10 protein-coding genes are annotated in these 13,857 nt (G+C 69.1%); 6 read left to right on the forward strand and 4 right to left on the reverse strand.

The genetic code is table 11. The features are described 5' to 3' along the window. Window positions 1-15 precede the first annotated feature (15 nt). A complete protein-coding gene (gene gltB / locus O0K41_RS14820) occupies window positions 16-4,470 on the reverse strand; it encodes a glutamate synthase large subunit (protein ID WP_164222964.1) in 4,455 nt (1,484 codons plus the stop codon). Between the two features lie 174 nt (window positions 4,471-4,644). After that, window positions 4,645-5,034, reverse strand: coding sequence for an I78 family peptidase inhibitor (locus O0K41_RS14825; protein WP_005407509.1), 390 nt, complete (start codon window positions 5,032-5,034; stop codon window positions 4,645-4,647). Window positions 5,035-5,145: 111 nt separating this feature from the next. Between O0K41_RS14825 and O0K41_RS14830 the strand changes: the two genes are divergently transcribed. After that, entirely contained in the window at window positions 5,146-6,201 is a 1,056-nt protein-coding gene (locus O0K41_RS14830) for a DNA topoisomerase IB (RefSeq protein ID WP_049449748.1), read from the forward strand. On the opposite strand, the gene O0K41_RS14835 is transcribed toward O0K41_RS14830, so the two are convergent. Next, window positions 6,179-6,487, reverse strand: coding sequence for a hypothetical protein (locus tag O0K41_RS14835; protein ID WP_005407511.1), 309 nt, complete (start codon window positions 6,485-6,487; stop codon window positions 6,179-6,181). The genes O0K41_RS14830 and O0K41_RS14835 overlap by 23 nt on opposite strands. Before the next feature lie 216 nt (window positions 6,488-6,703). Here O0K41_RS14835 and O0K41_RS14840 point away from each other — a divergent pair, with 216 nt between their 5' ends. The 3 genes from O0K41_RS14840 to O0K41_RS14850 all read left to right on the forward strand — a co-directional run bounded on the left by O0K41_RS14840 (window position 6,704) and on the right by O0K41_RS14850 (window position 10,177). Continuing rightward, complete coding sequence (locus O0K41_RS14840) at window positions 6,704-7,822, forward strand: SDR family oxidoreductase (RefSeq protein ID WP_005411829.1); 1,119 nt, start codon at window positions 6,704-6,706, stop codon at window positions 7,820-7,822. 132 nt (window positions 7,823-7,954) lie between these two features. After that, window positions 7,955-9,361: an XVIPCD domain-containing protein gene (locus O0K41_RS14845; RefSeq protein WP_225792014.1), complete on the forward strand. Its 1,407-nt coding sequence runs from the start codon at window positions 7,955-7,957 to the stop codon at window positions 9,359-9,361. A 165-nt stretch (window positions 9,362-9,526) separates the two neighbouring features. After that, a complete protein-coding gene (locus O0K41_RS14850; RefSeq protein WP_239503592.1) occupies window positions 9,527-10,177 on the forward strand; it encodes a hypothetical protein in 651 nt (216 codons plus the stop codon). Here the strand turns inward: O0K41_RS14850 and O0K41_RS14855 are convergent. After that, window positions 10,136-11,233, reverse strand: coding sequence for a serine hydrolase domain-containing protein (locus tag O0K41_RS14855; RefSeq protein WP_088437008.1), 1,098 nt, complete (start codon window positions 11,231-11,233; stop codon window positions 10,136-10,138). The two genes, O0K41_RS14850 and O0K41_RS14855, sit on opposite strands and share 42 nt — an antisense overlap. Before the next feature lie 191 nt (window positions 11,234-11,424). On the opposite strand from O0K41_RS14855, the gene O0K41_RS14860 reads away from it, so the two are divergent. Both O0K41_RS14860 and O0K41_RS14865 read left to right on the forward strand, forming a co-directional pair. Then, window positions 11,425-11,811 (forward strand): BlaI/MecI/CopY family transcriptional regulator, encoded by a 387-nt coding sequence (locus O0K41_RS14860; RefSeq protein WP_019661969.1) that lies wholly within the window; start codon window positions 11,425-11,427, stop codon window positions 11,809-11,811. Window positions 11,812-11,814: 3 nt separating this feature from the next. Beyond that, window positions 11,815-13,812 (forward strand): M56 family metallopeptidase, encoded by a 1,998-nt coding sequence (locus O0K41_RS14865; protein WP_088437001.1) that lies wholly within the window; start codon window positions 11,815-11,817, stop codon window positions 13,810-13,812. The last annotated feature ends 45 nt before the right edge of the window (window positions 13,813-13,857 follow it).

A 13,857-nucleotide genomic window follows, 5' to 3' on the forward strand; every position in this document is an offset into this window, starting at 1 on the left:
CGGCCGGCACTACCGTTACGCGGCGCGTCGCAGGGTTTCGGTCAGCGACTCGATGCTGGCGGCCTTCGGTTTGACCAGCCAGAACTTGCCGATGTAATCGCGGAACTCGTCCAGGATCTGCTGCGCCCAGATGCTGCCGGTCAGCTCGCGGTGGCGGCCGATCAGGCGGTGCAGGTGCTGGCGGTAGTTCTCGAAGCCCTCGGCGGAGACGCGATGGATGTCGATCAGCTCGTGGTTGTAGCGGTCGACGAAATCGCGGTCCACGTCCAGCACGTAGGCCAGGCCGCCGGTGAAGCCGGCACCGAAGTTCAGGCCGACCTTGCCCAGTACCAGCACCACGCCATCGGTCATGTATTCGCAGCAGTGGTCACCGGCGCCTTCCACCACCGCCAGCGCGCCGGAATTGCGCACCGCGAAACGTTCGCCGGCACGACCGGCAGCGAACAGCTCGCCCCCGGTGGCGCCATACAGGCAGGTGTTGCCGATGATCGCAGTGCTGCGTGCCTCGAAACGGGCACCACGCGGCGGGCGCACCACCAAGCGGCCGCCGGCCATGCCCTTGCCGACGTAGTCGTTGGCTTCACCCTCCACTTCCAGGTGCAGGCCACCGACATTGAAGGCACCAAAGCTCTGCCCGGCGCTGCCGCGGAAGCGCAGTTCCAGCGGTGCCTCGGCCATGCCCTGGTTGCCGTGCGCGCGTGCCACCGCACCGGCCAGCCGGGTGCCGATGCTGCGGTCGGTGTTGTGGATCAGGAACCGATGCTCGCCACCGCGCTTGTGCTCGATGGCCGGCGCCAGCAGGCCATCCATCTGCGTGGCCAGGCTGTCCGGCGATTCGTACAGCCGCTGCGCGGCGCAGTGGCTGCCCTCGTAGCGGCTGTCGGCCAGCAGGCGCGACAGGTCCACGCGCACGCCGTCGCGCGGCGCAGCATCGATCTGGCGCAGCAGGTCGGTACGGCCGACGATCTCTTCCAGCGAGCGCGCGCCCAGGTAGGACAGCCAACCGCGCACTTCCTCGGCCAGCAGCCGGAAGAAGTTCTCCACGCGCTCAGGCTGGCCGGTGAAGTGGTTCTCGCGCAGGCGCTCGTCCTGGGTGGCCACGCCGGTGGCGCAGTTGTTGAGGTGGCAGATACGCAGGTACTTGCAGCCCAGCACGATCATCGGCGCGGTGCCGAAGCCGAAGCTGTCCGCGCCCAGCAGCGCGGCCTTGACCACGTCCAGGCCGGTCTTCAGGCCACCATCGGTCTGCAGCAGGGTGCGCCCGCGCAGGTCGTTCGCCAGCAGCGCCTGGTGCGCTTCGGCCACGCCCAGTTCCCACGGCACGCCAGCATAGCGGATCGAACTGACCGGCGAGGCTCCGGTGCCACCGTCGTGGCCGGAGATGGTGATCAGGTCCGCACCGGCCTTGACCACGCCGGCGGCGATCGTGCCCACGCCGGCATGGCTGACCAGCTTTACCGACACCAGCGCGGTCGGGTTGACCTGCTTGAGGTCGTAGATCAGCTGGGCCAGGTCTTCGATCGAATAGATGTCGTGGTGCGGCGGCGGCGAGATCAGGCCGATCCCGGGCCGGGCATAGCGCAGGCGCGCGATCAGTTCGTTCACCTTGTGGCCCGGCAGCTGGCCGCCCTCGCCGGGCTTGGCGCCCTGCGCGACCTTGATCTGCAGCACTTCGGCGTTGACCAGGTACTCAGCGGTGACGCCGAAGCGGCCCGAGGCGACCTGCTTGATCTTGCTGCGCTTTGCGGTGCCATAGCGGGCGGGATCCTCACCGCCTTCGCCGGAATTGCTGCGGCCGCCGAGGCGGTTCATGGCAATGGCCAATGCTTCATGTGCTTCCGGCGACAGTGCGCCCAGGCTGATCGCCGCGGTATCGAAGCGCGGGAACAGGGTACTGGCCGGAGCCACCTCGTCCAGCGCTACCGGCGTGGCCGCCGGCACCAGTTCCAGCAGGTCGCGCAGCGCCGACGGTGGACGTGCATGCACGGCATCGCAGTACTGCTGCCACGCACGCGGGTCACCGCTGCGGGCCGCGCGCTGCAGGGTGGTGACCACGTCCGGGTTGTACATGTGGTACTCGCCGCCGTGCACGTACTTCAGCAGGCCGCCCACGTCCACGTCCTGCTGCGCGTCCCAGGCCTGTGCGCACAGCTCGCGTGCGTCGGCATCCAGGCGCGCGAAGCCAGCGCCACCGATGCGCGAGGCCGTATCCGGGAAGCACAGGTCCACCACTTCCGGTTCCAGGCCGATGATCTCGAACAGCTGTGCGCCGCGGTAGCTGGCCACGGTACAGATGCCCATCTTCGAGATGATCTTCGACAGGCCCTTGTAGACACCCTTGCGGTAGCGGCGGCCGATCTGCGACTGCTCACCGCCCTTGCTCAGCTTGAGGATGCCACGGCGGCCCAGGTCGAACAGGGTCTGGTAGGCCAGGTACGGGTATACCGCGGTGGCACCGAAGCCGAGCAGGCAGGCCATGTGGTGCGGGTCGCGCGCGGTGCCGGTCTCGACGATGAGATTCACGTCGCAGCGCAGGCCCAGCCGCGACAGGTGGTGGTGGATGGCACTGGTGGCCAGCAGCGCGTGCACCATCGGCCGCCCGGCCACCGGGTAGCGGTCGGACAGCAGCAGCATCACCATGCCATCGCGCGCGGCCTGTTCGGCTTCGCTGCAGATGCGCTCGATGCCGGCGCGCAGGCCCTCGTCCTCGCTGTAGGACAGGTCGAGCAGACGGTTGGCCTGCACGTACTGCTCCATCTTCAGCAGCTGGCGCAGCTTGCGCTGGCTCAGCACCGGCGAGTTGAGGATGACGTGGTTCACCGTCTCCGGGCCGGCATGGAAGATGTTGGTCTCCTTGCCGAGCTGGGTGGACAGGGACATCGCGCAGTCTTCGCGCAGCGGATCGATCGGCGGGTTGGTGACCTGCGCGAAGGCCTGGCGGAAATAGTCGTACAGCGGGCGGCTGCGCTGGCTCAGCACGGCCATCGGCGTGTCATCGCCCATCGAGCCAGTGGCTTCCTGCTCGGTCTCGGCCAGCGGCCGCAGCACCTGCTCCACTTCCTCGCTGCTGAGCTGGTAGAGCTTGTGGTAGCTGCGCAGGGTCGCTTCGTCGAACGGCTCTTCCACCAGCGACGGGTCGATCAGTTCGGTCTGCAGGTAGGTCACGCCCTGCTGCAGCCACTGCTTGTACGGCGCACGGCCACGGTTGATGCGGTCCACCGCGTCGGAGTCGAGCAGGTCGCCGCGCTTGAGGTCGATCGCGATCATCTCGCCGGGGCCGAGCTTGCCCTTGCGCACCACGCGCTCGGTCGGCACTTCCCACACGCCGGCCTCGGAGGCGACCAGGAAGTGGCGGTCGGCGGTCAGCATCCAGCGCGCCGGGCGCAGGCCGTTGCGGTCGAGGGTGCAGACGGCGTGGCGGCTGTCGCAGGCAACGATGCCGGCCGGGCCATCCCACGGCTCGCTGTTCAGGCCGTGGAACTCGTAGAACGCGGCCAGGTCCGGGTCCTTGAACTCCAGCGACTGGGTGGCCGGCGGCACCAGGATGCGCAGCGCCTGGATCAGCTCCATGCCACCGGCGACCATCAGTTCCAGCATGTTGTCCAGGCTCTGCGAATCCGAACCGTGCATGGAGATCACCGGGTCGAATTCACCAATATCGAAGCGCGGCGTCTTCCACACCTTGCTGCGCGCCTGCGCCCAGCGACGATTGCCCTCGATGGTGTTGATCTCGCCGTTGTGGGCGAGCATGCGGAACGGGTGGGCGAGCGGCCAGCGCGGCAGCGTGTTGGTCGAGAAGCGCTGGTGGAACACGATCGCGCTGGAGGCCAGCTCGCGGCGCTGCAGGTCCGGGAAGAAGCGGCTGAGCTTGTCCGGTAGCACCATGCCCTTGTAGCTGATCGCATCCGGGGTGAGGGTGGCGACGTAGAAGTCGGCGTGTTCGCGCAGCTGCTGTTCGCTGCGGCGACGGGCCAGGAACAGCGCCAGTGCGAAGCCGGCATCATCCTGGCCAACCCCGGCATCGACGAACACCTGCTCGATGCGCGGCAGCGTGTCGCGCGCCAGTTGGCCGCAGACGCTGTCGTCGGTCGGTACCTCGCGCCAGCCAGCGACCTTGCAGCCCACCGCTTCCACCTGCGCCTGCAGCTGCGCGCGGCAGGCCTGCGCCGTGTCGGCGTCATGCGGCAGGAATACCAGGCCGGCGGCGAAACGCGCGGCGGTGGTGATGCCGGCTTCGCTGGCCAGCAGTTTCAGGAACGCATCGGGGCGGCGCAGCAGCAGGCCGCAGCCATCACCGGTCAGGCCATCGGCGGCGACACCGCCACGGTGGGTCATGCGCGAAAGCGCGGCGATGGCGGTATCAACCAACAGGCGCGATGGTTGATCGTCGAGCTGGGCGACCATGCCAAATCCACAGGCATCGCGCTCGGAGCGCGGGTCGTAAAGCCCTTGGCGGTTGCGGGGGGCCATCTCTACCTCGATGCGTATAGGGTTGGCGGCGACACTCGTCCCCGCTCATTCCCTGGAGCGCATCGTGAGGCCACCGGATGCCTCGACTAGATCACAGGTTGCTGCGACGCCGCAATACACGGTTGCAGGTGCAACGGAACGCGCCGGCAACCCAGTGCCGGCGCGGGGCGGGACTCAGCCGCAGCGCACGCCGCTGACGGCGCCCTTGTCGTCCACTTCGATGTTCAGGCGGTCGCCGAGGAACTCCATCGTGGCCACATCATTGGGCTTGAGCACGCGCACCTGGCTGGCACCTGCATCTTCCTGTGCCTGCTTGCCGAGGGCATCGGTGTAGGCCTGGCCGACCAGGCTCTGTACCTGGCTGGCATCGCAGGTGCCGACCGGCGGAGCCTCGGTGGCCTTGCCGGCGTCGTCGGCCGGCGCCTTGGCTGCTTCGGCGGCCTGCTGGGCGTGGGCGGTGGCCGAATCCTGTTCATCCAGCGCCGGTGCCTGGCAGGCGGTCAGGGCCAGCACGGCCGGCAGCAACAGGGCGGAGAGCGAACGGGCGCGAATCGGGAACGACATCATGACTCCGGAAGGGGTTGTGAAGACCCGAGCATAGCGGCGAACCGGCCCTCACGTGTTTGTCTTGTGTTATCGACAGGATCGCGGCATGGCGACGGCGACACTGGAGACATGCCAACTCCCTCCACCCCCGAACGACAGGCAGCGCGCGCGGCCGGCCTGCGCTATGTCGACGACACCCAGCCGGGCATCAGCCGGCGCCGCGCCGGCAAGGGCTTCAGCTACCGCGATGCTGATGGCCACGCGATACGCGACGCCACCACCCTGCAACGCATCCGCGCACTGGCGATCCCACCGGCCTACACCGCGGTGTGGATCTGCGCCCATGCCAACGGCCACCTGCAGGCCACCGGTCGTGATGCGCGCGGTCGCAAGCAGTACCGTTACCACCCCGATTGGGCCAGGGAGCGCGATGCCGGCAAGTTCGACCGCATCATCGCCTTTGGCGAGGCGTTGCCTACGCTGCGGCGGCGGCTGTCGCGGGATCTCAAGCGCCCCGGTTTCCCGAAGGAAAAGGTGCTGGCCATGGTGGTCGCGCTGTTGGCGGACACGCTGGTGCGGGTCGGCAATGAGACCTATGTGCAGCAGAACCGTTCGTTTGGACTGACCACACTGCGAAACCGGCATCTGGAGCTGCTGCGCGGTGGCCGCGTGCGCATGCGCTTCCGTGGCAAGTCCGGGCAGCTGCAGGAGGTCACCGTGGGCGACCGCAGGCTGGGGCTGCTGGTGCGGCGCCTGCAGCAGCTGCCGGGGCAGGCGCTGTTCCAGTACCGCGATGACGACGGTGCGCTGCAGCCGGTCGACTCCGGCGCGGTGAACGACTACCTGCGCGAGGTGATGGGCGAGGACTTCACTGCCAAGGATTTCCGCACCTGGGGCGGGACGGTTGCGGCGGTGCAGGCGTTTGCCGCCACCGAACTGCCGGAACCGGCCAGCCAGCGCGCGCTGGCGCAGGCGCAGCGCGCGGTGGTGTGCGAAGTGGCGTCGCTGTTGGGCAATACCCCGGCGGTGTGCCGCAAGGCCTATATCGACCCCTGCGTGTTCGCCGGCTGGGAGCGCGGCGAACTGGCCACGCTGGCCGGCCTGCGTGGGCCGCGCCAGTGGGAACAGGCGACCCTGCGCGTGCTGCGCAGGGCGCGCCGGCTCAGCCGCAGTAGATCGCGGTGATGTTGTTGGTGCGTCCCTTTTCGATGGTCAGGCGGTCGCCGCCTTCGCTGGCCGGCGGCACCCGCGGGCCGTCGTGGCGCAGTACCCGTACGTGCAGGCTGTCGCTGTCCACCCGTGCGCGTGCGACGGTGGCGTCCGACGCGGCCAGGCCAAGTGCGCCGCGCACCCTGTCGCTGTGGCACTGGCCGGAAATCACACCGTCGATCGGCTGTACCTGGGCCACCGGTGTGCTGCTGCAGGCGGCGAGGGCAAAGCAGACGGCGGCGGTGGCGATGGCGTGTTTCATGGAGGCGTTCCTTGTGTGATTGCGTGCAGGGTGCGACGGCGCACGTGGTGGCGGAATGAATGCCGTGCACATCATGGACACGGCGCGCTCACTGCCGCCAACAGCAGGGGTGGAGACACTGCAGGAGCGGCGGATGCCGCCCCCGGTACTGCGGCGCATGCGCCCGGTAGTGCCGGCCGCTGGCCGGCAATCCCATTCCCCCCCGAGGAGACCTGCATGGCCACCACCAGGAAAACCCCCGCCCGCCGCAAAGCCTCACCCAAGGTGCGCAAAGGCAGCACTGCAACCAGGACCATCGCCGACCCCGATCGCCCGCGCGTGGTGAAGACTGCAACCCGCAAGGCCGCCGCCAGCGATCCCCGCGCCGCCCGCGTTGCGGCACGGCAGCGGCGCCTGCAGGACCAGGAGAAGGCCAAGGACGCCCGCGCGGCCAAGAAGGCAACCAAGAAGGCAACAAAGAAGACCGCGACCCAGGCCGGAGCACGACGCCAGCCGGAGGCGATGCCGGCGCAGCAGCTGGCCAAGCCCGGGCACGAACACGAACTGGAGCTGGCGCCGCGTTTCCTTGCACCCGACTACACCGGCAGCGGCAAACTGCAGGGCATGCGTGCGATCGTCACCGGTGGCGATTCCGGCATCGGCCGCGCGGTGGCGGTGCTGTTCGCACGCGAAGGTGCCGACGTGGCCGTGCTGCACCTGGACGAGGCCGAGGACGCGGACATCACCCGCCAGCACGTGGAGCGCGAAGGCGGTCGCTGCGTGGTGATCGCCGGTGACGTGCGCGATCCGCGCTTCTGCGACAAAGCGGTGAAGCAGGTGGCCAAGGCGTTCGGCGGCATCGATATCCTGGTCAACAACGCCGCGTTCCAGCTGCACTGCGAGCGGCTGGAAGACCTGGAAGACGCGCACCTGCAGGAGACCCTGCAGACCAACATCGGCGGGTACATCCAGATGGCGCGCGCGGTGCTGCCGCATCTGGGCGAGGGCGCCAGCATCATCAACACCGGTTCGGAAACGGGAATCTTCGGCAGCAAGGCGCTGATCGATTACTCGGCGACCAAGGGCGCGATCCACGCGTTCACCAAATCGCTGGCCAGCCAGCTGCTGCCGCGCGGCATCCGGGTCAACTGCGTGGCGCCGGGGCCGGTATGGACGCCGCTCAACCCGGCCGACAAGCCGGCGCAGGACGTGGCGGAATTTGGCAAGGACAGCGACATGGGCCGGCCTGCACAGCCCGAGGAACTGTCGCCGGCCTACGTGTTCCTGGCCTCGCCGGCCTGTGCCAGTTACATCAGCGGGGTGATCCTGCCGGTGATGGGCGGGCCACGAGGGTGAACAGCACTACGGCGTGGCGTCTGCTGAACGGGGCTTCGCGCAGGTGTGTGGCGTGTGTCAACGGCTGCGCCGGTGCGGTGGGGTAGTCTGGACTCCCATACCGATCACGTTCAGGGAAAGATCATGCCGGAGATGGATATCAACGCAGCGGCCGATGAAGTCGTCGCCCTGTTGCGGCAGAACGATGCCCGTGGCGCGGCCGCCCGCCTGGAGGCCCTGCACAACGGCCAGAGTGCGGTGGTGCAGGAATCGCTGGATCGCTACATCGCGGCGCGGGGCGCCACCGAGCTTGAGGCGCTGCGACGGAGCGGTGGCGTATCCGCCACCGACGCGGCCACGGTCAACCCGATGCTGGATCGCCTGAGCGACGCGACGCGCCCACCGCGCATGCCCGACGCCGCGGAGACTGCGGGCCTGAGCCAGGCCCAGCAGTACGACGTGTATGGCAGCATCGTGGCCCAGCGCGGCAACGCCGCGGCGAACGATGCGATGGCCACGCAGGATCGCGTGGTGCTGGGGCTGCGCGACGAGAACCGCACCACCGAGGCGCGAGGGCGTGGTGTCTACGACGACCGCATCGTGGTGCTGTGGAAGGATGCGCAGGGCCACGGCCATGTGCGCGAGTTCAACCAGGCCACGACAGAACCGACCGCCCAGTACGACGGACACGCCAAGACCACGCCACGCAGCCCTGGCTTCGGCAACGTGGCGCCGCGTACCAAGACCGAGGGCGAGGACGTCAACGGCGACCGGGTCAAGGATCTTGGACGGTTGGGCGAAGGCACCACCGAGATGCGCGCGACCACGCATCCGCGCAACGGCCATCCCGATGAATTCGCGTTGCGCCCTTCGCAGGCGGCCATCACCGCCGGCGCTGGACGGGTGGAGCGCGACAGCAATGGCGATGGCTGGTTCGATGCGCGCGATACCCAGGGCGTGCAGGACCTCAACGACACCTTCAAGATCCATCGTGGCAGCCGGTCCAATACCGATTCGGCGGGCTGCCAGACCATCGGCGGCGGTGAGTACGACGACTTCGTGGCGACGGTACGCGGCACCCCCGGGCAGAACCGCTGGCAGTATGTGCTGACCTCGGTTGCGCCGGGCCAGGCGCGCGGGCTGGGACAGGACACGCCGCTCGCGGCCAATGACGATCCCCGGCAGCCGCAGCATCGCGACCATGCCCTGCAGCAGCAGATCAGCACGCACCTGCAGGCCTTGGGCGGGCGCTACGCCGAGCACGCCGATGACTACAGCCTGGTGATGCTGCGCGAAGCGAAGGCCGCAGGCATCACCCGGGTCGACCAGATCGTGGCCAGCAATCCCAGTGGCGGCCGCGCTGCGGGTGAGACACTGTTCCTGGTGCAGGGCAGTCCGGGCGATCCGGCGGCCGTGCGCGCAGGCGTCAACGCAGCCGAGGTGCGCGAGACTGCGGTGGAAACCAGCCTGCGCCAGCTGCAGCAGCAAGCGCGCGAACAGGGTGCGCCCGTGCCCGCGCCGGCACAGCAGCACGAAGCACCCGCGATGGGAGGACGTTGAAGGATGGTCCGTCTACCCTTGATGTCCGGTTTGCCGTGGGTGTTGCTGCTGGCGTGCAGCGCATGCGCACCCGCCGGGGAGCACACCGTGCCGGTCGCACCCGCTGCGAAGCCTGAGGCGAAACCGGAGACCTTGCCTGCGCAGGCAGGACCCACTGAACGCGGATTGCCTGCGTTACCGGAAGCTTCCGGCAGCGCCCATTCCGGCGGCCACTACGCTGCGCTGCCCGAACCGGCCAGGCGGGTGCTGGCGCAGTTGAAGTGCAACGTGGAGAGTGCCGGCAATGCGCAGGTGCTTTCCATTCCCGCGCAGGGTGGCCAGCAGGATTTCATGGTCACCGATCGCAGCGGACCGCGTTTCCGCTACTGGATGCGCTCGTTCTCCAGCAGTGGCGGTACCACCGGGTATCTCGTGCAGCTGCAGGACTGCCCAGCAACCACCACGGGCATGCGCGCCTACATCGCGCAGGGAGCCGCACCGCTGCAGGATGTCACCGCGTCGTTGCTGGCGCAGGCCGAGCTGCCTGATGCGGCGACGATGACGGCTTACCAGGACAGGGGCGCGGGCGATCTGTTCGCCTTCATCGGGCAGCTGGACAAGGTGCCGGTGGTGCGCTGGGTGGCCGAAGCCGACCCCGAGCAGCCATTGGCCGACGCTGCGCGCAGCTTCGACCATGGCAATGCCATCCACGGCGGTTTCCTGCGCTGGAACCAGGATCACTTCGAAGTGGCCAGGACCGTGCCGGCCGGGCTATGGCCCTGCGATGACAGCCCGTTATTGCCGTGCAGGGGCGACCCGTTCGTGACTGGGCGTTGAGGCATCGCGCGCATAGAAATCGGCAATGCGTGGAATGAACTGCTGCGGATTGGCACCGACAAGATTGGTCAGCACCACCACCGCCACGCCGCGCTCGGGATAGACCACGAACGCCGAGCGCGCACCGCCGATACCGGCCACCTGAAGGTCGGGCGATGCGCGCAGTACCGGCCAGCCCCCCGCCCACGGGCCGGCACGGCCATCCGCCAGGCGCTCCGCGCTCCACATCCGCCGCAGGGCGGTCTCCGGCAGCAGGCGGCCTTCGGTCAGCGCGACCAGCCAGCGCGCGGTGTCGTCGGCGGTGGTGAGGATGCCGCCACCGGCCCACAGCGAAGGCGGTATGTCGTAGAACCAGTGCGACAGGCGGGACGGTGCATCCGCAGCGTCGGTGGCACGCGGGGCCAGGCTGTACATCGTCGCCGCATCGGGAATCAGGTCGTAGCTGTCGCCGAAGGTGGTGCGGGCCATGCGCGCGCTGCTGAACTGGCCGGTGGCGAGGAAACGTTCGTAGGGCATGCCGGATTGCTTCGCGATGATCCGTGCCAGCAGTACGTAGTTGGTCTGGTTGTAGGCGAAGCGCTGCCCGGGTTCGGCTTCGAGCGGCTGCGCAGTGACGGCCGCCCACGCCTGCGCTTCCGAGCCACCGCCCAGCAGTCCCTTCGCATCAAGGATGTCGGGAAGGCCGGAGGTATGCGCCAGCAGCTGGTGTACGCGTACGTCTCTCCACGCTGGCGGAAGGTCATCCAGGTAGCGCGAGGCCGGTGCGTCCAGATCCAGCTGCCCCTGCTGGGCCAGTTGCGCGGCCGCCACGCCGGTGAACGCCTTGGTGGCCGAATTGAGCGGGAAACGGGTGTCGCGCGAGGCAAGCACACCGTTCTCCACGTTGGCCAGCCCGTAGGCCTCGGACAACACGGTCTGCCCGTCCTTGACCACCGCGATCTGCAATCCCGGGATGCGCTGCTCCAGCATGATCTGGCGGATCAGGCGGCGGGTCTGGTCGTTGGCCTGGTCCTGGCTGGCAGAGACGGCGGCGAAGGGCAGTGCACTGATGAGCATGAGCAGGACTCGGAGCATTGGGCGGGACATGCGGAATTCCAGCGGGGCGTTGCGGATCGGATGCAGCGGGCGGGTCAAAGGTTTAAGCGCTCGGTGGTGCCTACCGTTCGTCGGCCCATGACTTCCGGGGGGTTGACTACAGTTGTCGTCAAGCTGACAGTGACGACACGTGTAGTCAAGGGAGTGGTGTCATGCGTGGCAAGACCATCGGGGACCAGGAACTGGCCCTGCTGCAGTACATCGATGAACATGCGCCGGCCAGCGTCGGCGAGGTCGCCAGTGGCTACGGCGAGGCCCGCGGCCTGGCCCGTTCCACCGTGCTGACGATGATGGAGCGGCTGCGGGCGAAGGGGTATCTTCAGCGCCGGCAGCAGGACGGCGTCTACCGCTACCAGGCCACCCGTGGCCCGCAGAGCGTGCTGCAGGGTGCCGTGGCCCAGTTCGTCGACAACACCCTGCAGGGCTCGGTGTCGCCGTTCGTGGCCTACCTGTCGCAGCGCCAGCAGGTCAGCGACAACGAACTGGCCGAGCTGGAAGCGCTGGTCGCCCAACTCCAATCGCGTCGCCACGAGGGCTGAGCCATGGACACCACGATGCTGATTCCGATGCTGGAACGGTTGGGCTGGACCAGCCTGCAGACCGTGCTGCTGGTGGCGCTGGTGTACGGCCTGTGCCGCGCGCTGCCGTCGCTGTCGGCGGCGACCCGCTGCCGCCTGTGGTGGCTGGTCTCGCTGCAGGCCGTGCTCGGCCTGTTCTGGAGCCAGCCGTTGCAGTTGGCCTGGCTGCCGGCGCCGCAGGCGGTGGCGATGACCGCGACCGACGTGGCCGCTGACATCGTCTACCCGCTGGCCCCGGAGGCCTCTGCGCAGTTGCTGGCCGCGATGCCGCTGCCCACGGCCGAAGTACCGGCAGTTGCATGGTGGGCGGTCGCACTGTCCGCGCTGTGGCTGTCCGGCGTGCTGGTGATGGCGCTGCGCACCTTCGGTGAGTGGCGCCGCTGCCGCGCACTGCTGGCTGCGGCGTATCCCTGCGAGGACGAGGCGCTGGTGCAGGCCCTGCAGCTGGCCTCCGATGCCCACGGCGTGCGCCGTGCGCCGCGGCTGTGGATGAGCACGCAGGTGGACGCACCGCAGCTGGTCGGGCCGTTCCGCCCGGTGCTGCTGCTGCCGGCCGGCGACAACGTCCTGCAGGGCGATGCGCTGGACCTGGCACTGACCCACGAACTGCAGCACCTGCAGCGCCGTGACCTGCAATGGGGCCTGCTGCCCGCGCTGGCCCAGCACCTGTTCTTCTTCCACCCGCTGCTGCGCCTGTCGGTGCGCGAATACGCGCAGGCCCGCGAGGAAGCCGTGGATGCGGCGGTGGTCGGCCAACATGGCGCCAGCCGCCAGGCCTATGGCCGCCTGTTGCTGCAGCTGGGCGTGGCCCCGCAGCCGCATCTGGGCGTGGCCAGCGCCGCACCGAGCACCACCAGCCTCAAGCGTCGCCTGCTTTCGCTGCAGTCGCACCGGTCCTGCCCGCGTCTGCTGGCGGTGGCGCTGACCGCTGTGGTGGTGGTGGTGGGCGTGGCGCCGATGCGGCTGGTCGCAGCGCCGGTGCCGCCGGCCCCGCCGGCCCCGCCCGCACCTCCGGCCGCCCCGAAGGCCGTGGTGCCGCCCCCGCCGAAGGCTCCGGAAGCCCCGCCCGCACCAGCCTCGGCCGCGCGCGTTCCGGCCGAGCCGGTGGCTCCCGCACCGCCCGCAGAACCGGCCGATATGGAAGAACCCTCCGGTCCTGACGATGCCGATGTGGCCGATGTCGACGATGCCGCTGGCATGGATGAGGACCATGACGGCACGACCACCACCTCCTCCATCACGACCTACGGTCGCCTCGATCTGGGCAAGTCGCCCCGGGAGGCCTTCGTGCTGGTCGATGGTGATTCGACCTTCGCCAACGGCGGCATGGACGATGTGATGGTGGCCCGCAGGCAGCTCGGCAAGGGCCCGGCGCTGTGGTTCCGCCAGGGCGACAAGCGCTATGTGGTGCGCGACCGGATGTTGATCCAGTCGCTGCAGCGCGCCTATGCCGGTGCGGCGGACCTTGGTCGCCAGCAGAGCGAACTGGGCCGCCAGCAGAGTGCGCTGGGCCGCCAGCAGGGCGACCTGGGCAAGCAGATGGGTGAGATGGGGCGTCTGCAGGGTGAAGAGGCGCGCCGCCTGGCACTGGCCGCAGCGGAGGCCGCGCGCAGTGCGATGGCCGCGCATGACATCAACCGCGAAGCGGCGGCCGAAGCGGCGAAGGCGGCGCGGGGCGCGACCAACGACGCGGCGGTTGCACGTGAGGCCGCACGTGAGGCTGCCGCCGAGGCGCGTCGTGCGATGCAGGAAGTGGACAACGAAACCGCGCGTGCCAGCCGCACCCGCGCCATGCAGCGCCTGGCCAGCCAGCAGTCTGAACTGGCCAGCCGCCAGGCGGCGCTGGGCAGCCAACAGGCCGCGTTGGGCGAGCGCCAGGCACGCGTGCACGCGCAGGCATCGCAGCAGGCGCAGCAGGTGATCGCGCGCGCACTGGCCAGTGGCAAGGCCGAGCGACTCTGATCGGTAGTGGCGGGGGGGGGGCGGGGGGGGGGGGGGGGGGGGCGG

The sequence above is a fragment of the Stenotrophomonas sp. Sm2128 genome (assembly GCF_030985535.1).
Taxonomy (GTDB): Bacteria; Pseudomonadota; Gammaproteobacteria; order Xanthomonadales; family Xanthomonadaceae; genus Stenotrophomonas; species Stenotrophomonas maltophilia.

Excerpts from the sequence above, each read along its gene's own strand:
- O0K41_RS14840 (WP_005411829.1), top strand. The coding sequence starts at position 6,704 with ATGGCCACCACCAGGAAAACCCCCGCCCGCCGCAAAGCCTCACCCAAG.
- O0K41_RS14855 (WP_088437008.1), bottom strand. The coding sequence starts at position 11,233 with ATGCTCATCAGTGCACTGCCCTTCGCCGCCGTCTCTGCCAGCCAGGAC.
- O0K41_RS14865 (WP_088437001.1), top strand. The coding sequence starts at position 11,815 with ATGGACACCACGATGCTGATTCCGATGCTGGAACGGTTGGGCTGGACC.
- O0K41_RS14825 (WP_005407509.1), bottom strand. The coding sequence starts at position 5,034 with ATGTCGTTCCCGATTCGCGCCCGTTCGCTCTCCGCCCTGTTGCTGCCG.
- gltB (WP_164222964.1), bottom strand. The coding sequence starts at position 4,470 with ATGGCCCCCCGCAACCGCCAAGGGCTTTACGACCCGCGCTCCGAGCGC.
- O0K41_RS14860 (WP_019661969.1), top strand. The coding sequence starts at position 11,425 with ATGCGTGGCAAGACCATCGGGGACCAGGAACTGGCCCTGCTGCAGTAC.
- O0K41_RS14830 (WP_049449748.1), top strand. The coding sequence starts at position 5,146 with ATGCCAACTCCCTCCACCCCCGAACGACAGGCAGCGCGCGCGGCCGGC.
- O0K41_RS14845 (WP_225792014.1), top strand. The coding sequence starts at position 7,955 with ATGGATATCAACGCAGCGGCCGATGAAGTCGTCGCCCTGTTGCGGCAG.
- O0K41_RS14835 (WP_005407511.1), bottom strand. The coding sequence starts at position 6,487 with ATGAAACACGCCATCGCCACCGCCGCCGTCTGCTTTGCCCTCGCCGCC.